The sequence below is a fragment of the Asticcacaulis excentricus genome (genome assembly GCF_003966695.1).
Lineage (GTDB): Bacteria > Pseudomonadota > Alphaproteobacteria > Caulobacterales > Caulobacteraceae > Asticcacaulis > Asticcacaulis excentricus_A.
The window spans coordinates 1,671,677-1,689,939 of sequence record NZ_AP018827.1 but is presented as its reverse complement, the minus strand read 5'-3'; the positions used below and the strand labels follow the sequence as shown (position 1 = coordinate 1,689,939).

Genomic DNA, 18,263 nt, shown 5'->3' with positions numbered 1-18,263 from the left:
TGTAAGAAAGCCGTAAGGGTGGTGTGGATCAGGGCTTGGGCGCGGTCGGGTCCGGGGCCTTGCGGCACTTCCACACGGTTTCGGTTTCCGGTGCGAAGGTGAGGAAGGATTGCGCCAGTTGCCGCACCTTGCGCATATTGTCCTTCAGCGCCTCGGCCTGCCCCGCATCCTTGCCGGATGCGCAGCGCAGTGACCCCAGAGCCGCCCGCTGAGCCACATAGTCGCGGTGCTGTTCGGGCGTCAGGCGATAGTCGCTGCGTTTGAAGGTCAGGCCATCGCGCGACAGCTCAAGCCGCGCCGCCGTGGGGTCGGAGTCCGACACGGTAAAGCGCAGTAGGGTGCCATTGGCCTGCACTTCGTAAGGCGTGCGGCCATTGACGCAGGCATGGGCCGCATCAAATTCAAAATCCGTCGGCCCGACGCCGGCCAGCGGCTTGGGCGAGGCCTTGAGGTCCACATCGCAGGTCAGGCGCACCGGCCCGACCTTGGCGGCATCGACCTCGGCCTTTTGCGACATCTTCTGTACCACCGGGCTTTCGCGCAGGACAAAGGCGGCGGCGATCAGCACCACAAACACGGCCAGCGCGACCCAGCCCCACGGGAAGGGGTGCTTGTGGTGTACTTTTTCGGTTTTGGTCTTATGCGGATGCGTGTCGGCGTGCGGTGCCTCGGCCTCGGTATGCGGTGTCTTCGGCTTCGGCGGATGGCGACGGCGGATGATCAACGCGATCAGCACCACGACCAGCACCGACAACAGGACCAGAACGCCCAGTTGCAACTGATCCATCAGGGCGTTCATCTGTTCGGCCTTGCGCTGTTCCTCCAGACGCTTGGCCTGCGCATCGCGATAGGCGGCCAGCGCGCGTGACAGGCCATCATCCTTGATGATTTCGTCTTCCGACTTGGCGTAGCAGGGCTCAGAGGTGGTCTGCACCGACACGCCGGTCGATTGCAGGAAGGTGTAGAGCGCCGACACGTGGGTCGCCACATACTGCCCCGCCGGCACGTCCATATCGCCGGTTTCCGACAGGGTGGATACCGCCGACCAGGTGTTGACACCCACCACCTGACCGCATTCATCCATCAAAGGACCACCGGAATTGCCGGGGTTGATCGGCGCCGTGTGGAACAGGGTATCGACGCGCGAACCGTCCGGATTGGTCGAGGCAAACAGGGCGATGGAGCCTTGCGTCACATAGGCGTCGGCGGGCTCCAGCAGCTCGGTGCCGCCGCGCTTCAGCAGGCGGTCGGTAATGCCCGGATAGCCCATGGCCACGATGCGCTGGTTCTTCTGCGGCACCAGAGACAGTTTGAGTGGCGGGATTTTCAGCCCGTCGGCGCGCAACAGCGCCAGATCGCCCTCCAGCCACGGCTTGACCAGCGTCACCTGCTGATAGGCGGCACCGGTGCCCTTGTGCGGCACGATATAGATTTCAGCCGAGGTGGCTTCGGGCGGCGTTTCGATGACGTGGTAGTTGGTGACAATATAGCCCGGTGCCACGACAAAGCCCGACCCCATGCCGACCGAATCGAGCGGCACCCCGCCATAGCCGCGATAGACGACCAGAACGCGCACCACCGACTGTTCCGAAGCGCTCAGGGCCTTGGTCGAATTGACGGGTTGCAGGGCCGGGTCAATCGCGGCCAGCGGCTCGGCATCGGCCGGAGGCGGCGGCAGAATCTGAGCGGAAACGGGCGCACAGACAAGCGCCGTCAGGGCCACTATCCCCGCCGCCAGAACACGACCTATACTCTGAATGGACCTGCCCACCTTGCCGCCGGACCCGATATAAACACCACGATTACGCAAAGAATCGCTTCACGGCATCAAAACGACACCTGAGCGACCGGCGCAATCGAAAAATCGCCTGACAGTGTATATGAAAGGCCGACTGTGATAAAGTTATTCGCATAACAAGGGCGCGCCTTCGTTATGGCCGCCGCGTCCCCGCCCGCCGATGCGGCATCAGGCCGCTTGCGTCGGTGACACGCAAACGTCATAAGGGCAAATATTAAACGTTTCACCTGCAAAGACCAAAGGCCCTCCCGCATGATGTCGTCGCCCACCGCGCTTTACGATTCCGCCCCCCTGTCCACCGCGCCGTCTATCGAGCCCGTGCCGCTGTCATTGTACGACAGCGATGTGGACGCCTTTGCGCACAAGCTGGGCGCGTCGTTTGAACGTTATGGCTTTGCGGTGTTGTCGGGCCTGTTTGAGCCGAACGGCGCGGGTCTCGACAAGGGGCTGGTCGATAAGGCCTATGCCCTGACCAAAGACTTCTTCGATCTGCCGGTCGAAACCAAGTTGCAATATGATGGCCGCAGCGGCGGCGGTCAGCGCGGCTATACCGCCTTTGGCATCGAAACGGCCAAGGGCTATAAGGCGCATGACCTGAAGGAATTCTGGCACGTCGGGCGTGACCTGCCGGCCGATCACCCCTATCGCGACCATATGGCCGACAATGTGTGGCCCGCCGAAGTGCCAGAGTTCAAGCCGACCTTCCAGACGCTGTATGCGGAGATGGACGGGCTGGGCAAAAAGGTGCTGAAGGCCATCGCCATCCACCTCAAACTCGCGCCGGACTTCTTCGATGACAAGGTGAAGTACGGTAATTCCATCCTGCGGATGCTGCACTATCCGCCGGTGACCGAGGCGGGCGCGTCGGTGCGCGCCGGGGCGCACGGCGACATCAACGCCATTACCCTGCTGATGGGAGCCGAAGAACCCGGTCTGCAACTGCTGGATCGTGACGGCTCGTGGCTGCCCATCACGCCGCCGCCGGGGGCCATCGTCATCAATATCGGCGACATGCTGTCGCGCCTGACCAACCACGTCCTGCCTTCGACCATCCACCGCGTGGTCAATCCGGCCGAAGCGCGCAAGGGCTTCTCACGCTATTCGATGCCCTTCTTCCTGCACTTTGAGAGCCCCTACCTGATCGAGACCCTGCCTGGCTGCATCTCCGAAGACCGCCCGGACCAGTATGCCGGTCAGTCGATCACGGCCCACGACTTCCTCCAGCAACGCCTGCGGGAAATCAAGCTGGCGTAGCCGAAAGCCCTCCTCCCCATGCCTCGGCACAGGGAGGAGGGTATCTTACCACCCGCAGTTTTGCCCGGCGTTTTGCTTGATCAGCCACTCATTGAGCGGCTTGAAATAGGCCGCCACGGCCGAAGCATCGCCTTCGCGCTGACCCGTAAAGGCCGCCATGGCTTCGGGCCACGGCTTCGACTGACCCATTTCCAGCATGGCGTTCAGCTTCTGGCCGACCTCCTTATGGCCATAGATCGAGCAGCGGTGCAGCGGGCCTTTCCAGCCGATCTGGTCGCAGGCGGCCTGCTGGAACTGGAACTGATAGATGTGGGCCAGGAAGTAGCGCGTATAGGGCACATTGCCCGGCACGTGATACTTGGCCCCCGGATCGAAGGCGTCGGTCGGACGCACACCCGGCGGCACAAGGCCCTGATACTGCTGCACCAGCTCCCACCAGCGCGTATTATACTGCGCCGGGGTGATCTTGCCGGAATAGACTTCCCAGCGCCAGCGATCGACCATCAGGCCGAACGGCAGGAAGGCCACCTTTTGCAGGGCCATTTTCAGCAGGTAGGGGATGTCCTCTTCCTCCCCCGGCACCTTGTCCAGAAGGCCGATCTGATTGAGATAGACCGGCGTCACCGACGACAGGCCGATAAAGTCACCGATGGCCTCATGGAAGCCGTCATTGGCACCGTTCTTGAACAGGAAGGGCTGATCCTTATAGGCGCGCTGATAATAGTTGTGCCCCAGTTCGTGGTGGACCGTATAGAAGTCCTCCGCATTGACCTGCGTACACATCTTGATGCGGATATCGTCGCGGTTATCGAGGTCCCAGGCCGAGGCGTGGCAGACGACTTCGCGGTCTTTCGGACGGGTGATCTGCGAGCGCTCCCAGAAGGTCTGGGGCAGGGGCGGCAGGCCGATCGAGGTGTAGAAGCCTTCGCCGGTCTTCACCATCTTTTCCGGCGTGTACTTCTTTTGCACCAGCAGCTTGTCCAGCGAATAGGACGAGCCCTTCATGCCCTTGGGGGCCACGATGTCATAGATGTTGGCCCAGTCCTGCGCCCACATATTGCCGAGCAGGTCGGCACGGATGGGGCCGGATTTCGGCTGCACCGCGTCGCCGTACTTCTCATTGAGGCGGCTGCGCACATAGCAGTGCAGGTTCTTGTAGAAGGGCTCAACCTGCCCCCACAGGCGGTCGGTATCGGCCGCAAAGGCATCGGGCGGCATGTCGTAGCCGGAGCGCCACAGGGCTCCCGTGTCGGCAAAGCCCAGCCCCTTCGCCCCTTCATTGGCCAGTTCGGCGAGGCGCGTATAGTCGCCCTTCATCGGCACAGACACGGTGCGCCAGCCTTCGAACATGGCGCGCAGGGTGGCCGGGTCGCGGGATTCGGCCATCACGTTCGAGGCGTCGTCCAGCGTATAGACCTTGCCCTTATAGCTGAACTTGCCTGTGGCGTAGGTGGAATCGAGCGAGGTTGAGAGCTTGGCCATCTCATCGGCGGCCCCCGGACGGTCAGCAGCGGGCAGAACCAGAGACAGGCGCAACAGGTTCAACTTGCGCCGCGTGACCTCATCGACGGCCACGTCGTTGAACTTCGCCGCCCCCATGGCGTATTTGACGCCCTCTTCGGTCAGTTGCGCATTGGCTTTCGATTCCAGCCACATGGTGTCGTGGGTGATGTAGGTGGCGCGCACCCACTGCACGCGGGCGGCGTACTCACCAAGGTCACCCAGCTTCTGTTCCGCCTCTTCGACATAGGCCTTGGCCTCGGCAGCGGTCGGCGCGGCGGCGGAGGCCGGGGCGGGAGTCTCGGTCAGGGCCGGAGCCTTTGGCGCTTCGGTTTTGGGGGTGTCGGCAATCGGGGCCGCGGCGGGCACCGTCGCACAGCCTGATAACACCACGCCGGCCACCAGCGCCGGACCTGCTACGGAAACCAGAAGACGCCGCATCATCCATACCCTCCTGAAGGAAAAACCGGACGGAGGGTGACGCCTGTTTTAACCATTCGTCAAGAGCGGTTGAGGATGAAACCGTGTATCCCTTTTGGCTAAGGCTTCAGGACAATCCTATCAGGGTGCGGACGGCGGTGAAGCTCCCTGCCCACTCCCGCGCCAGTGCGGGGAAGGTCGTTTCGTGATTGAGCAGCACATAGCCAAGAATACACGTGCCGATCAGTGCGAACAGACCGCCAACGAGGCGTGGAAAGCCTTTGATCGTCGCTGCCTGCTGACGCTCCCAAATGGCCCACTGTAGCTTCGCCAGAGGACGCCAAAGAGGAAAACCGTGTTCGGCTTCGTAGCGCATATGCGCATTGAGCATCTCCCATCGCAAGCTGAACACCAATCCGATGCCGACGGCCAGGATGGCCCAGCAGGTCAAGAAAAGATGTGAGGGGACATTACCGGATTCCGATGTAGCTTCGCCGAGAAAAGCAACAAAGGTCCCGAGCCATCCAGTCGTAGCGACGAAAAAAAGCAGATAAAAACGGCGATCAACCGGCTTGGAGCCTATCGGTCCAAATATCACGCCTCGAAGAGAGGATAACCAGAACAGCATACCAAAAGCTATGAAGGCATAAAACAGATAACCGACGACACCGAATGACTCGATTGATGAGGCCATGTTCCCCCTCCCTTGGAAACGTGTAGAAACCGAGAGCAGGCTGCGCATTTTTTACTGTTGGGTCAAGAGCTTGATCTCAGACCGGTCGCTCAGGGTTTCAGGCGGCGCGCCTTGACCACCACCTGATCGAGGGTTTGCAGAAACTGCGAGCGGTTGGCGGCGGAAAAGGGCGACGGCCCGCCGGTGATTTCACCAGTCGAGCGGATATGCTCCATCAGGGCCCGCTGCGACAGGGCAGCGCCGATGGAATCGGGCGTAAAGGCGCGACCATTGGGGGCAATGGCATAGGCCTGTTTGGCCAGCACCCGTCCGGCCAACGGAATATCGTTGGTGATGACCACGTCGTGCGCGGTCGCCTGATCCGCGATCCAGTCGTCGGCAATGTCCGGACCGGCATCGACGATCATACGTTCGATCAGGGGCGATTTGGGGATCTGGATAAAGCTGTTCGACACCACGACGGTGCGCAGCCCATAGCGCCCGGCGACCTTGTAGGTTTCGTCCTTCACCGGACAGGCATCGGCATCGATATAGAGGGTGATGGGCAAAAAGGGTTTCCGAAAAGCAGGCGTGGTTTGCCGCTCCTTATACTCCCCCTGTGGGTTGGAGGGTGGATTTTTGAGCGCTTGAGCGAAGATTTCTTATAGCGTCCGGCTGAATCTGAAATTCGACAAAGGGCGGTATCGGGCGCATACGTGTTTCAAAGTCAGGGCACCAGAGGGATTTGCGCTTAGGGTAAACAGGTGTTAACGCCCCGCTAAGACAGAGGCGGTAAAAATCGCCGCACTACCGGTACAGGGCCCCATGAGCGACACCACTCCCATCACGGCGCGCGTCGAAATCGTCAACGACAAGGGGCTGCACGCCCGCGCCTCTGCCAAGTTCGTCAAGACCGCGGCACAGTTCGACGCACAGATTTACGTGCTCAAAGACGAGTCGCGCGTCGATGCGCAGTCGATCATGGGCCTGCTGATGCTGGCGGCGTCCAAAGGTACCTTTATCGACATCGAGGCCGAGGGCGAACAGGCACAGGCCGCCGTCCAGGCGCTGGTGGCGCTGGTGTCCGACCGCTTCGGGGAAGAGTCCTGACATGAAACGCCTCGCCCTCCTCCTCACCTGTGCGCTGCTGAGCAGCGCCGCTTATGCCGAGCCGCCCGATGGCGAGGGCGCGTCGGGACCGGTGGGGGACGAGAGCGCGCCAAGGCCCAAGCCCAAGCCACGCCCCAAGCCGAAACCCAAGCCCAAGGCCGTCGCGCCTGCGCCCAAACTGCCGGAGGGGCCGATCCCCTATGCGCAGTTACAGGGGGCCCCGGTGGCCAAAACCGACGCCCATCCTGCGCCTGTGGCGATGCCAGTCGCTCCGGTGACGCACGCCGTGCCGCCTCCGCCGCCCCCGCCACCGCCGGTGATCGCGGTGGCCCCGGTGCCTGAGCCCGCCGAACCGCCTGAGGCCCTGCCACTGAGCCCCAGCGTCACCCACGATCTGAGGTGCGAAACCCAGGTCGTTGGCCCCAAGGGGCTGATCTCGAAAGGGCAATTCCATCTGGAAGTGGCGCTGTCCGACGTTTTTCCGGAAAATACGGCGCGCTTCAAAATGGTGATGGCCGATCCGCGTCATCAGAGCCTGCTGAAGGACACGGCCTGCGAAACGCTCGATTGCCGCGTGACGATCAGCGCCAACTATTACGACCTCTATAATGCGCGCACCAAACGCGGCGCGCAGTTGCGCGTGACGCTGGATCGTCATACGGGGGCCTATCTGGCGCGACGCACCGACGGCAAGCTGCCGCTGGGGGGCTCGACCCTGATCAAGGAAGGGCCGGGGGCGTACGAAGAAGGCTATTGCACGCTTCAGAAGCGGCCAGAAAAGCTATTTTAATCTCTATGGTACGGTGATCCGGCGAGGATCGTCGTCGCCCGGTACATCTGCTCGGCCAGCATCAGCCGCACCAAGGCGTGCGGCCAGGTCTGCGGCCCGAAGGCCAGCGAAAAGCGCGCCGATTTAACCAGTTCGGCATCGAGCCCGTCGGCCCCGCCGATCAGAAAGGCCAACTTGCGCTCCCCGGAATCTTTCAGCTTATCGACGCGCTGGGCAATCTGACGCGAGGTCAGAAGCTCGCCGCGTTCGTCGCAGGTGATCAGGCACACGCCGTCGCCCAAGGCCGCACGAATGGCCTCGGCTTCCCGCGCCTTGTTGAGCGCGGAGTCCTGAGACTTTGCGGTCTTTTTCGGCTCGATCTCCAGCAGTTCCGCCGGACCCAGGCCCAGCGGACGGCCGCTCAGGGTGGCGCGGCTGAGATAGTCGCGCGTCAGGGTATTTTCCGGGGTGTTGCCGAGCTTGCCGACGGCGGCGAGGATAAGTTTCATGGAGCGCTAAATGAAAAGGGAGCCGCGAGGCCCCCAAAATCGCAGATAGTCGAAACCCTCCCCAGCAAGCTGGGGAGGTATAAAGAGGTTAGTGGCTATCGACCGTGTGGTTCGACGATACCGACCAGATCTTTTCGATATTGTAGAAGCTGCGTACTTCTGGGCGGAACAGGTGGACCACCACGTCGCCGGCATCGAGCAGCACCCAGTCGCAGGCCGGCAGACCTTCGACGCGCGCCTTGCCGAAGCCCGCGTCTTTCAGCGCGCGCATGACGTGATCGGCCAGAGCGCCGACGTGGCGGTGAGAACGGCCCGAAGCGATGATCAGGGTGTCGGCCACCGAGCTTTTGCCGCGCAGGTCGATGCACACGATGTCCTGCGCCTTATCATCATCCAGCTTGTTCAGGATGAGGGTTTCGAGCGAGGTTTCCTCGAAATCGGCGGTACTTTGGTCGATGTCCGCCGGGGGGGCGGCGGGTTCCGAATGCGCGTCTTGCGCAAGCTGACGAGACAGGGTTTTACTCCATATGTGGATAAGTTGACCTCACCCTAGCACAGACAGGGGCCAAGGTCACGGTTAGTAATGCAGCCGCCGCCACTTTTATAATGAGGGCGGGGTTTCCCCCTCGGCGGCCTTCTTGCGTTGCGCGCGCAGGGCCGTCGAAGAGATATTGTGTAGTGGCCCTTTGAGATAGGCCCAGGCCGGGGCCGGAAGCCCGCTGAGGATGCGGCCTTCGCGCTCTTTGCGCCGATAGTGGGCAAAGCGGCGGGCCGTGGGCGACAGGCGGCTTTTCATCAGGACGCCGGGGCGCGAGACGATGGCAATGGGGATCATGCGCGCGATTTGCACCCAGCCGCGCCAGCGGTGGAAGCTGGCCAGCGAATCCCCGCCCATAATCCACACGAACTGTACCCCCGGATAGCGGGCTTTCAGGGCGCGCAGGGTATCGAGCGTATAGGTGGCGCTGATGCGGGTTTCAAAATCCGAAATAATGTCCTTGGGCCCGACAAAGGGACGGATGGCGGCGATGCGCTCGCTCAGAGGGGCCGTATCGCGCTTCGATTTCAACGGGTTCTGCGGTGAGACGAGCCAGATGATGCGATCAAGCCCCAGACGCATCCGCGCCGTTTCGGCCACATGGGCGTGGCCTTCGTGCGCAGGGTTGAATGACCCGCCGAACAGGCCGATCTTCATGCCGCGTTCGAGATGGAATCCCGGCCGCAAGGCACCGTGGCTCAGCGTATGGAAGAGGGGGGCTGGACCGGCGAACCACATGCTTAAGCGCTCCTCCCCTGCACAGCGGGGGAAGAGGAAGGGAAGCTGATCGCTGAGACGCCCCACAGCACGCCTTATCTATCCCACGGATCGTAGGTGGAAGGAGCGGGCGAGTCGCCGGCCTTTTCGGCCTTCTCGCCTTCGACGATTTTGGCATGGGCAGCAAACAACAGGTCGCGCACGCCTTCGCCAGTAACGCCGGAAATGAGGTAGGGCGTCTGGCCCGACGCTTTCTTCAATTTCTTGCTGAGGTCCTTGCGCGCCTCGGCATCGAGCGAGTCCACCTTGTTGATGGCGACGATTTCCGGGCGCTTGGCCAGGTCTTCGGCATAGGCGGCCAGCTCGTTACGGATGACCTTATAGGCCTTGACCGGGTCTTCCTGCGTGCCATCGACCAGATGGATAAGCACCTTGGTGCGCTCAACGTGGCCCAGAAAGCGCGTGCCGAGCCCGGCCCCTTCCGAAGCGCCTTCGATCAGGCCGGGAATGTCGGCAATCACGAAACGCTCTTCGGCCCCCAGATCAATGACGCCCAGATTGGGGGTCAGGGTGGTGAAGGGATAGTCGGCGATTTTGGGGCGCGCAGCGGAAGACGCCGCGAGGAAGGTCGATTTCCCGGCATTGGGCAGGCCCAGAAGACCGGCATCGGCGATCAGTTTCAGCCGCAGCCATATCCACTTTTCTTCGCCGTCCTGACCGGGCAGGGCGAAGTCGGGGGCCTGATTGACCGGGCCTTTGAAGCGCGTATTGCCCCAGCCGCCATTGCCGCCTTTGAGCAGCATGACCTTTTGCCCCGGCGTGTCGAGGTCGACGATCAGGGTTTCGTGATCTTCCTCAAACACCTGAGTGCCGACCGGCACACGCAGCACGAGGTCTTCGGCATTGGCGCCGTGCATCTGACGGCCCATGCCGTGCGTGCCGGTGCTGGCCTTGAAATGCTGCTGATAGCGATAGTCGATCAGGGTGTTCAGCCCTTCGACCGCCTCAACCCACACCGAGCCGCCCTTGCCGCCGTCACCGCCGTCCGGCCCGCCGTTCGGGATGAACTTTTCGCGGCGGAACGACACGGAGCCCGCGCCGCCATTGCCCGAGCGGATGAAGATTTTACACTGGTCTAGGAATTTCATGAGGGAGGTATCAGGGGCGAGAGGTGATCAAAAAGCGAGGCGGCTACCGCCGGGGAGCGGAAGCCGCCTTTGTGAACCAAGTTGAAGGGAAGATCAAATTTTTGCGAAAGGCCTTATGCTCAATTTGATCATTAAAGCAGCCGGATCATGTGCAGAGCCTCATGCGGGCCCTGACGGGCCAGCGAGGTTTCCGGTGTGCGGCGGCCCGTGTACAGGAAACCCGCCCGCGCCAGCATCCGCGCCGAGGCCGCATTGTCGGCAAAGTGTGCGGCGTGCAGCACCCGGTGACCGCCAAAGCGTTCGGCATAGCCGATCAGGCCTTCCAGGGCTTCGACACCGAAGCCCTGCCCCTGATGTTCGGGGGCAATGCAGATGCCGACGGACGGGCCGAACTGATGCAGGCCTGACGGCTGCCCGCAGGTCGTGCGCTCAAGACCGACCACCCCGATCAGGGTTTCGTCAGCGTCACGGATGCCAAACACCGGCAGCCGCGGCGAGGAATTGTGCCGCGCCTTTTCGACATAGGCCCGCGCATCGGCCTCACGGAACGGATGAGCGATGGCGTGGGTCATGCGCGCCACCGACTGATGGCCAAAGATCGCCTTTACATCGTCCACATCATCCAGGCACAGCGGGCTGAGATAAAGGCGCTTGGTCTGCACGGCGTAACCGCTGCGGCCGGCGCGCAGGTCTTCGCGCTTGAGGCCAGCCACAGCCGGATGAGAGCCAGTGAATCCATGGGCTTCGGGTGTTCTGATGATCATGATGATACCCCGTTCCTTTAGAGCGCATTCCGAAAAGTGTGCAACGGTTTTCGGAATCAAATGCGCGACAAAACAAACCATTAGAGCGAGATTTCGCTTCAATCTGAACGAAATACGCTCTTATGACTTAGACGAAGGACGGCTTTCGCTTTCGGGAAAGACGCCGGCGTGCGATGGGTCCGATGGTCTTCAGACCCAATTTAGGATGTCGGGAGGTTTCGGTTTTTATGTGGTCCGAAGGTGACACAGACCGCATAAAATTTCCGCCGCCCGTGCCCCTGCGAAAATAAGCTTTTCGCAAATACCTTTGACGCGGTGACACCTAAACGAGGCCACTGCGCCCCAGATGGGGCCTGACGAACGGGGAACAAGAGAAGGGGCCTCTTTTGGGTGGTCGCAAGCGGGGCCCGAAAAACCGGTATCCCCTTTTTTCGACGCTTGTTCCAAAAGAAAAGGGAGCCCGGAAACTGATCCGGACTCCCCGTTCAAAGGCTATGTCCAGATCGGCTTAGTGACTAAGCGCGACCTGAAGCATCTGTATCAGGTCGCTTATTCGGCCGCTTCGGCGAGCGGCACGATCGACACGTAACAACGGTTGTCACGCTTGGTGGTGAACTTCACATTGCCGTTCGCGGTGGCGAACAGGGTGTGGTCGCGGCCAAGGCCGACATTGTCACCGGGGAAGAACTTGGTGCCGCGCTGACGGACGATGATGTTGCCCGCGAGGACGCTTTCACCGCCAAAACGCTTTACGCCAAGGCGCTTCGATTCTGAATCGCGGCCGTTACGCGACGAGCCGCCGGACTTTTTGTGAGCCATTGTTGAACTCCTCTAAACGGTTGCGATTACGCTTCTTCGGAAGAGGCTTCGGCAGCCTTCTTCTTCGGAGCGGCTTTCTTCTTGGGGGCCGGAGCCTCTTCAGCCACCGGTGCTTCCACGACCGGAGCCTCAACAGCTTCAGCCAGAGCCTTCGGGGCCAGACCGCGAGCGCGGGCGTCCAGCTCAGCCTTGGTCACCAGCGAGACGGTGCCTTCCCAGGCTGCCGACTTGCCCGCGCCGTTCAGCGCGGTGATGCGGATAACCGATTCCGGCTGACGGTGGCCGGTGGTGCGGCGATAGCCCTGACGGCGGATCTTCTTGAAGATCTTCACCTTCTTGCCCTTGCGGGTTTCGATCAGCGTGCCTTCGACCACAGCGCCTTCAACGAGCGGCGCGCCAACCACGGCACCGGCTTCGTCACCGACGAGGAGCACTTCTTCGAAACGGATGGCAGCGCCAGCGTCGCCTTCCAGCTTTTCAACGACGAGCAGATCGCCCGCCGCAACGCGGTACTGCTTACCGCCGGTCTTGATTACCGCATACATCGGTTTAGCCTCTAAGCTTTAGTGACTGGCAAACCCGACCGGTATAAAAACCAATGGTTCGCGCAAAATTTCAGGTTTTCCGCAGGGCAGGACCCTCGGAAGAGAGGGGCGCTTTATATAGTTTTTGCTCAGTGAGTCAACGCCTGTTTATGCCCGTGCCGCAGGAATCTGACACCCGGTCCGCGCGAGGCTTGATTTCCCCCGGCAAAAGCCTACTTAAGCCTCAAATTATATAGCCCCTTATATAGATTGTCAGGTAATCCCCATGGCCGATACCGCCGCTTCCGTTGCCAAAACGCCCGTTACCGTCCTCACCGGCTATCTGGGGGCCGGCAAGACGACGCTTCTGAACCGCATCCTGTCCGAAAACCACGGGCAAAAATACGCGGTCATCGTCAATGAGTTCGGCGAAATCGGCATCGACAACGATCTGATCGTCGGGGCCGACGAAGAAGTGTTCGAAATGAACAATGGCTGCGTCTGCTGCACGGTGCGTGGCGATCTGATCCGCATTCTGTCGGGCCTGATGAAGCGCAAGGGCCGCTTTGACGCCATTATCGTCGAAACCACGGGCCTGGCTGATCCCGGCCCGGTGGCGCAGACCTTCTTTGTCGATGAAGAGGTCAAGGCACGCACCTATCTCGACTCGGTGACGGCGCTGGTCGATGCCAAACACTTCCGTTCGGCGCTGGAGACCGACCGCGTGGTCAAGGAACAGATCGCCTTTGCCGATCACGTCATCCTCAACAAGACCGATCTGGCGACGCCGGAAGAACTGAACGAAGTCGAAGCGCGCATCCGTGGCCTCAACCCGCTGGCCACTATTGAGCGCGCCGAACGTTCAGGCGTGGAGATCAAAAGCCTGCTGAACCAGCATCGCTTCGATCTCGACAAGATGGAATCGGTCGCCAATCACCATGAGCATGGCCCCGATTGCGGCGACCATTGCGATCATGACCACGGGCATGATCACCATCATCATGGGCATGATCACGGGCACCACCACCACCACCACGGCCATAACCCGGCGCATGGTGAGCCCGGTCACGTGCATGATGAACACTGCGGCCACGACCATCATGACCATGACCACTCTCATCACGCGCACGGTCATCTGAACCCCATCCACGACAATGAAATCCGCTCGGTCTCCCTGTCGTCGGAAGCGCCGGTCGATGGGGTGAAATTCACCCGCTGGCTGGATAAGCTGCTGGCCGAAAAGGGGCAGGACATCCTGCGCGCCAAGGGCATCCTCAGCATCCAGGGCGAGGAGAAGCGTCTGGTGTTTCAGGCCGTGCACATGATCCTCGAAGGTGAACTGCAACAGCCGTGGAAAGAGGGCGAACACCGCCTGAGCCGCGCCGTGTTTATCGGTCGCCACCTCGATGAGGCCGCCCTGCGCGCCGGTTTCGAGGCGTGCATCGCGCAGTAAGCCAAATTTATACCTCCCCAGCTTGCTGGGGAGCCGGGCGGCCGGAGCCGGGGACCGCGCCCGGTAGGGCGTGGTGGTGGGGTATCTTGCGATCTAACGGCAAGCTCTGGCTTTTGCCCCTCCTCCCGTGTAAGCCCCCTCCGTCTTTTGCCTTCGGCAAAATCCACCTCCCCCAGCAAGCTGGGGGAGTATGAGAGATCAGATATGCCCTTCGCTTATGAAAAACATTTCGACGAATACGTCGTCGCCGCCCTGTTCGATTCCGCCGATGAGCCCGTCGCGGCGCTCGGTGATGGGCGCGTCGTGTTTCCCGACGCCGATGCCACCTTCGAAGCCCACCCCAATGGTGGCATCTTAAGCGCCGCCATCCACCCGTCGGGCGTCGGTATCGTCACCGGTGGTGATGATGGTCGCGTGGTGTGGACGACGAAGGAGTCCGGTCCGGTCGAGCTTTTTGCCGCCAAGGGCGCGTGGTTCGATGCCCTGGCCGTCAGCGACGCGGCGCTGCTGATTGCCGCTGCTGCGGGCAAAAAGGTGCACGTCTATGACGCACAGAAGAAGACGGCCGTGATCTTTGAGCACACGTCCAGCCTGTCGGACATCACTTTCGATGCCAAGGGGCGCAAGCTTTATGCGGCGACCTATAATGGCGTGGCCGTGTGGTTTTCCCGTATCGCGCAGCAAAAGCCAACCCTGCTCAAATGGGCCGGTTCGCACACCAGGATCGCCATTTCGCCCGACGACAAGTTCGTCATGACCGCCATGCAGGAAAACGCCCTGCACGGCTGGCGCATCAGCGATGCCAAGGATATGCGCATGGGCGGCTATCCGGCCAAGATCAAGTCGATGGGCTTTTTCGCCAAGGGCAAGCTTTTGGCCACCTCCGGGGCCAATGGTGCGGTGGTGTGGCCCTTCCTGAAGGCCAACGGGCCGATGGGCGAAGAAGCGTCGGAAATCAACGCCGAAGAATCGACCATGGTGTCGGTCGTCGCCGGCGCCCCCGAAGACACGCTGCTGGCGGCCGGGCTCGAAGACGGGCGTGTGTGGCTGGCTGAACTGCAATCGACCGGGATCGACTGGATTCGCCGCGAAAAGGGTGCGCCCATCACGGCGCTGGCTATCTCGAATGAGGCCAACCGCTTGATCTTTGGTGACGAAGACGGCAACCTGTGGGTATTTGAGGCTTCATAATCCGCTCCGCCTGACGGCGGGACCCGATTATGGGTGGGTATCGACAATCCGGACTTGAGGCGGCTCTGCGTCCGGATTGGCATTTTTGAGCTCTCGTCTTGCGAGGGCCGTGGAGTAGCGAACAGTGGCGGGGGCCAAGGCGAAATTCGGCATCGGGCGACTGCTCGTCTTTGTGATCGTGGGCGGCTTTGCCTTCAGCGTGGCGTCGGTCGCCGTGCATCGGTTCTTGCCCGTGCCGATCACCTTTCTGATGGTGCAGCGGATTTTCGAGGGCAAGGGCTACCACCACGAATGGGTGCCCGCCTCACGCATATCGGACAATCTCAAGGTGGCGGTGATTGCCGCCGAAGACGCCAAGTTTTGCTCGCACTATGGCTTCGACATGAACGCTATCGAGAAGGCGCAGCGCAACAATGCGCGCGGGCGCAAGGTGCGCGGCGGTTCAACCATCTCCCAGCAGACCGCCAAGAACGCCTTCCTGTGGCCGCAGCGCTCCTATGTGCGCAAAGGGGTTGAGGCTTACTATGCGCTGCTGATCGAGACGATGTGGCCTAAGTCGCGCATCATGGAAGTCTATCTCAACAGCGCCGAATGGGGCCCCGGCATCTATGGGGCCGAGGCCGCTTCGCAATACTGGTTCGGCAAGTCGGCGGACGATCTCACCCAGGCCGAGGCCTCGCGTCTGGCGGCGATCCTGCCCAGCCCGCTGAAATGGAAGGCGGCCAAGTCGGGCAAGTACGTCAAGGGCCGCTCAGGCAAAATCCGCGCCAATGCCGGGGTGGTGCGCCGCAACGGCATCGGGACCTGTGTGCTGGAATAGGGCGTTCTTAATGCCTCCCAACAGGTTGGTGGTGGGGGCTTTCTCAAATTTCGCACGGAACGTGTTTCGTCTTCCCACGCCCCCCACCGACTTTCGTACCTTTCGTGCCCTCTCACCCTCTCGGTTCGAGGTACTGGGTCTGCATGGAGCGCTGGGTGTCGTCGAGGGCCATGCGGATGAGCGATTCCATGCACCAGCGGGCCGCGCCTGAGTCCTGTCGTTTGATGGCATCAAACACGCGGCGGTGGTCGGGAATCGGGTCGCGGGTCAGGGCCTGATGGCGCTGCTTGAAGCGCGTGGACCAGGCGACCGCCGCCCCGATCGAATGGCTCAGCGAGGCGAGGGCTTCGTTGTGCGTGGCGTGCATCAGGGCGTCGTGGAAGTCGAGATCGGCCTTGCGTCCGGCTTCGGTGGCCAGGGTCTCGGCCTCCATCAGGTCGAGCGCCTTGTCCATCAGGCGCAGGTGCTCGTCCGTGCGGCGCAGCGCCGCCAGTTCGGCCGCCGCCGGTTCGGTGATCAGGCGCAGCTCAAACAGGCCCTTGATGAAGTCCTCCGACGGCTCCGTCTCGAACATCCAGCCCAGCACCTCCGGATCGAGCACGTTCCAGCGGCGCCGCGCCGTGACGCGCGTCCCGGCCTTGGGGCGGCTTTCGACCATGCCCTTGGCGGCCAGAATGCGGATGGCCTCCCGATAGGCCGAGCGCGAGATGTCGAGGGTCGAAGACGAGTCAATCTCATTGGGCAGGACCTCGCCGGGCTGATAGACGCCCTTAAGGATGTCCACCCCTAGCCGGTGGGCCAGCGCCCCGTGCAGGCGGCCTTGGAAATGCACGCCGTAAGCGGAACTTTCGGTGGCCGGGGAGCGGTCAAACGTAGCGGCGGGTCGGGTATCGGTCATGCAGGGCCCTGTGTGTTTTATTCCTCGGTCATCGGACGGAGCCGGTTTAAAGCCTCCCCCCTGATGTCAGGGGGGATACCGGCTGAAAGCCGGAGGGGGGTTATACGTCGGTATTAACCCCACCGTCTTCGATACCAAAGGCATCGAATCCACCTCCCCTGAAATCAGGGGAGGCGCTTTAAAGCGGGCTCGTAAAATCCTGTCGAGCCGATAGAAACGAGTCTGATCATAAACACGATTTGACAAACGGCAAAGGCAGGCCTAAGTCACAATCAATTGTCTGAGTTTTAAGAGCAATATTGTTGGGAGTTCGTCATGACCCTTCGCCTGATCCAGTTTGTCGATGCCCACGGGACGCGCGGTGTGGCCGCTGCCGAAGATGACGGTTCGGCTAAGGTCATTCTGGGCGTGACCACGACCTATGAGCTGGCCAGGGCCGCCATCGCCGCCAAACGCTCGATCGCCGATCAGGTGGCGCAGCAGGGTCTGGGTGAGGCGGTGGATATCGCGCTGGCCCTGTCCGAAGGCCGCGTGCTGGCCCCCATCGACCATCCGGACCCGGCGCACCTGCACCTGACCGGGACCGGCCTGACGCACCTAGGCTCGGCTGAGGGCCGCGACAAGATGCACGCCAAGGCCAAAGAGGCTACCAAAGACGGGGGCGGCGAAGAGAACCTGACCGACTCGATGCGCATGTTCCTGATGGGCGTGAAGGGCGGCAAGCCGGCATCGGGCACCGCCGGGGCGCAGCCGGAATGGTTCTATAAGGGCAATGGTTACGCGCTGGTCGGACCGGGCGCCGAGCTGGTGTCGCCGGCCTTTGCCGAGGACGGCGGCGAAGAACCGGAAATGGCCGGTATCTACGTCATCGGCGAGGACTCTCAGCCCTATCGCATCGGCTTTGCGCTGGCCAACGAGTTCTCGGATCACGTGACCGAAAAGCAGAACTATCTGTGGCTGGCCCACTCCAAGCTGCGCCCGGCCTCTCTGGGGGTCGAGATCCTGACCGGCGACCTGCCGAGCCACGTCGAAGGCACGTCGAAGATCGTGCGCGGCAATGAAGTGATCTGGGAAAAGCCGTTTATCTCCGGCGAGGACAACATGTCCCACACGTTCGAGAATCTGGAACACCACCACTTCAAGTACGAGCTGTTCCGCGTGCCGGGCGATGTGCACGTGCACTGCTTCGGCACGGCGACGGCGAGCTTTGCCGACGGTGTGAAGACGCAAGCCGGCGACGTGTTCGAAATCGACGCCCGCCCCTTCGTCCACCCGCTCAGAAACCCCCTCAAAACCACGGAGCCTCTGGCCAACACCGCAAAGGTGGTGCGGCTTTAAGCGCCCTATACCTCCCTATG

At 61.7% G+C, this 18,263-nt stretch carries 19 protein-coding genes; 7 read left to right on the top strand and 12 right to left on the bottom strand.

Going from position 1 to position 18,263, the window contains the following annotated elements; translation table 11 throughout:
- Positions 1-28: 28 nt before the first annotated feature.
- Positions 29-1,771 (bottom strand): S1C family serine protease, encoded by a 1,743-nt coding sequence (locus EM6_RS07880; RefSeq protein ID WP_232037024.1) that lies wholly within the window; start codon positions 1,769-1,771, stop codon positions 29-31.
- A gap of 279 nt (positions 1,772-2,050) precedes the next feature.
- Between EM6_RS07880 and EM6_RS07875 the strand changes: the two genes are divergently transcribed.
- A complete protein-coding gene (locus EM6_RS07875; RefSeq protein WP_126421677.1) occupies positions 2,051-3,052 on the top strand; it encodes an isopenicillin N synthase family dioxygenase in 1,002 nt (333 codons plus the stop codon).
- A 45-nt stretch (positions 3,053-3,097) separates the two neighbouring features.
- Here the strand turns inward: EM6_RS07875 and EM6_RS07870 are convergent, their stop codons facing one another.
- The 3 genes from EM6_RS07870 to EM6_RS07860 all read right to left on the bottom strand — a co-directional run bounded on the left by EM6_RS07870 (position 3,098) and on the right by EM6_RS07860 (position 6,214).
- Positions 3,098-4,993, bottom strand: a complete 1,896-nt coding sequence (locus EM6_RS07870) for a M2 family metallopeptidase (RefSeq protein WP_126422962.1) — start codon at positions 4,991-4,993, stop codon at positions 3,098-3,100.
- A gap of 106 nt (positions 4,994-5,099) precedes the next feature.
- Entirely contained in the window at positions 5,100-5,666 is a 567-nt protein-coding gene (locus tag EM6_RS07865; RefSeq protein ID WP_126421675.1) for a hypothetical protein, read from the bottom strand.
- Between the two features lie 89 nt (positions 5,667-5,755).
- Positions 5,756-6,214 carry a YaiI/YqxD family protein gene (locus EM6_RS07860; RefSeq protein WP_126421673.1) on the bottom strand — a complete coding sequence of 153 codons (459 nt, stop codon included), beginning with the start codon at positions 6,212-6,214 and terminating at the stop codon, positions 5,756-5,758.
- 256 nt (positions 6,215-6,470) lie between these two features.
- Between EM6_RS07860 and EM6_RS07855 the strand changes: the two genes are divergently transcribed.
- Both EM6_RS07855 and EM6_RS07850 read left to right on the top strand, forming a co-directional pair.
- Positions 6,471-6,755, top strand: a complete 285-nt coding sequence (locus tag EM6_RS07855; RefSeq protein ID WP_126421671.1) for an HPr family phosphocarrier protein — start codon at positions 6,471-6,473, stop codon at positions 6,753-6,755.
- Between the two features lies 1 nt (position 6,756).
- Positions 6,757-7,545: a hypothetical protein gene (locus EM6_RS07850; protein ID WP_126421669.1), complete on the top strand. Its 789-nt coding sequence runs from the start codon at positions 6,757-6,759 to the stop codon at positions 7,543-7,545.
- Here the strand turns inward: EM6_RS07850 and rlmH are convergent.
- The 7 genes from rlmH to rplU all read right to left on the bottom strand — a co-directional run bounded on the left by rlmH (position 7,542) and on the right by rplU (position 12,564).
- Positions 7,542-8,033 (bottom strand): 23S rRNA (pseudouridine(1915)-N(3))-methyltransferase RlmH, encoded by a 492-nt coding sequence (gene rlmH, locus EM6_RS07845; RefSeq protein WP_126421666.1) that lies wholly within the window; start codon positions 8,031-8,033, stop codon positions 7,542-7,544. The genes EM6_RS07850 and rlmH overlap by 4 nt on opposite strands.
- Before the next feature lie 88 nt (positions 8,034-8,121).
- On the bottom strand, positions 8,122-8,490 hold the full coding sequence (rsfS, locus tag EM6_RS07840) for a ribosome silencing factor (RefSeq protein WP_041658436.1): 369 nt from the start codon (positions 8,488-8,490) through the stop codon (positions 8,122-8,124).
- A gap of 144 nt (positions 8,491-8,634) precedes the next feature.
- On the bottom strand, positions 8,635-9,309 hold the full coding sequence (locus EM6_RS07835) for a nicotinate-nucleotide adenylyltransferase (RefSeq protein WP_126421664.1): 675 nt from the start codon (positions 9,307-9,309) through the stop codon (positions 8,635-8,637).
- A 74-nt stretch (positions 9,310-9,383) separates the two neighbouring features.
- Positions 9,384-10,436 carry a GTPase ObgE gene (gene obgE, locus EM6_RS07830; protein WP_126421662.1) on the bottom strand — a complete coding sequence of 351 codons (1,053 nt, stop codon included), beginning with the start codon at positions 10,434-10,436 and terminating at the stop codon, positions 9,384-9,386.
- Between the two features lie 131 nt (positions 10,437-10,567).
- Positions 10,568-11,200: a GNAT family N-acetyltransferase gene (locus EM6_RS07825; RefSeq protein ID WP_172961163.1), complete on the bottom strand. Its 633-nt coding sequence runs from the start codon at positions 11,198-11,200 to the stop codon at positions 10,568-10,570.
- Between the two features lie 549 nt (positions 11,201-11,749).
- Positions 11,750-12,019, bottom strand: a complete 270-nt coding sequence (rpmA, locus tag EM6_RS07820; protein WP_126421658.1) for a 50S ribosomal protein L27 — start codon at positions 12,017-12,019, stop codon at positions 11,750-11,752.
- 26 nt (positions 12,020-12,045) lie between these two features.
- Complete coding sequence (gene rplU, locus EM6_RS07815) at positions 12,046-12,564, bottom strand: 50S ribosomal protein L21 (RefSeq protein ID WP_126421656.1); 519 nt, start codon at positions 12,562-12,564, stop codon at positions 12,046-12,048.
- Positions 12,565-12,829: 265 nt separating this feature from the next.
- Here rplU and EM6_RS07810 point away from each other — a divergent pair, with 265 nt between their 5' ends.
- From EM6_RS07810 to mtgA, 3 genes are all read left to right on the top strand, one after another.
- A complete protein-coding gene (locus EM6_RS07810) occupies positions 12,830-13,996 on the top strand; it encodes a CobW family GTP-binding protein (protein WP_126421654.1) in 1,167 nt (388 codons plus the stop codon).
- Positions 13,997-14,200: 204 nt separating this feature from the next.
- Positions 14,201-15,187, top strand: a complete 987-nt coding sequence (locus tag EM6_RS07805) for a WD40 repeat domain-containing protein (protein WP_126421652.1) — start codon at positions 14,201-14,203, stop codon at positions 15,185-15,187.
- A 124-nt stretch (positions 15,188-15,311) separates the two neighbouring features.
- Positions 15,312-16,007, top strand: coding sequence for a monofunctional biosynthetic peptidoglycan transglycosylase (gene mtgA / locus EM6_RS07800; RefSeq protein WP_126421650.1), 696 nt, complete (start codon positions 15,312-15,314; stop codon positions 16,005-16,007).
- A 112-nt stretch (positions 16,008-16,119) separates the two neighbouring features.
- Here the strand turns inward: mtgA and EM6_RS07795 are convergent, their stop codons facing one another.
- Positions 16,120-16,905: a FadR/GntR family transcriptional regulator gene (locus EM6_RS07795; protein ID WP_126421648.1), complete on the bottom strand. Its 786-nt coding sequence runs from the start codon at positions 16,903-16,905 to the stop codon at positions 16,120-16,122.
- A 315-nt stretch (positions 16,906-17,220) separates the two neighbouring features.
- Here EM6_RS07795 and araD1 point away from each other — a divergent pair, with 315 nt between their 5' ends.
- Entirely contained in the window at positions 17,221-18,243 is a 1,023-nt protein-coding gene (gene araD1, locus EM6_RS07790) for an AraD1 family protein (RefSeq protein ID WP_126421646.1), read from the top strand.
- The last annotated feature ends 20 nt before the right edge of the window (positions 18,244-18,263 follow it).

Bases quoted from the DNA above. Each gene is read 5' to 3' on its own strand.
- EM6_RS07870 (WP_126422962.1), bottom strand. From the start codon at position 4,993: ATGCGGCGTCTTCTGGTTTCCGTAGCAGGTCCGGCGCTGGTGGCCGGC.
- EM6_RS07810 (WP_126421654.1), top strand. From the start codon at position 12,830: ATGGCCGATACCGCCGCTTCCGTTGCCAAAACGCCCGTTACCGTCCTC.
- rplU (WP_126421656.1), bottom strand. From the start codon at position 12,564: ATGTATGCGGTAATCAAGACCGGCGGTAAGCAGTACCGCGTTGCGGCG.
- EM6_RS07850 (WP_126421669.1), top strand. From the start codon at position 6,757: ATGAAACGCCTCGCCCTCCTCCTCACCTGTGCGCTGCTGAGCAGCGCC.
- obgE (WP_126421662.1), bottom strand. From the start codon at position 10,436: ATGAAATTCCTAGACCAGTGTAAAATCTTCATCCGCTCGGGCAATGGC.
- rlmH (WP_126421666.1), bottom strand. From the start codon at position 8,033: ATGAAACTTATCCTCGCCGCCGTCGGCAAGCTCGGCAACACCCCGGAA.
- EM6_RS07835 (WP_126421664.1), bottom strand. From the start codon at position 9,309: ATGTGGTTCGCCGGTCCAGCCCCCCTCTTCCATACGCTGAGCCACGGT.
- EM6_RS07875 (WP_126421677.1), top strand. From the start codon at position 2,051: ATGATGTCGTCGCCCACCGCGCTTTACGATTCCGCCCCCCTGTCCACC.
- araD1 (WP_126421646.1), top strand. From the start codon at position 17,221: ATGACCCTTCGCCTGATCCAGTTTGTCGATGCCCACGGGACGCGCGGT.
- EM6_RS07825 (WP_172961163.1), bottom strand. From the start codon at position 11,200: ATGATCATCAGAACACCCGAAGCCCATGGATTCACTGGCTCTCATCCG.
- EM6_RS07795 (WP_126421648.1), bottom strand. From the start codon at position 16,905: ATGACCGATACCCGACCCGCCGCTACGTTTGACCGCTCCCCGGCCACC.
- EM6_RS07865 (WP_126421675.1), bottom strand. From the start codon at position 5,666: ATGGCCTCATCAATCGAGTCATTCGGTGTCGTCGGTTATCTGTTTTAT.
- EM6_RS07805 (WP_126421652.1), top strand. From the start codon at position 14,201: ATGCCCTTCGCTTATGAAAAACATTTCGACGAATACGTCGTCGCCGCC.
- EM6_RS07855 (WP_126421671.1), top strand. From the start codon at position 6,471: ATGAGCGACACCACTCCCATCACGGCGCGCGTCGAAATCGTCAACGAC.
- rpmA (WP_126421658.1), bottom strand. From the start codon at position 12,019: ATGGCTCACAAAAAGTCCGGCGGCTCGTCGCGTAACGGCCGCGATTCA.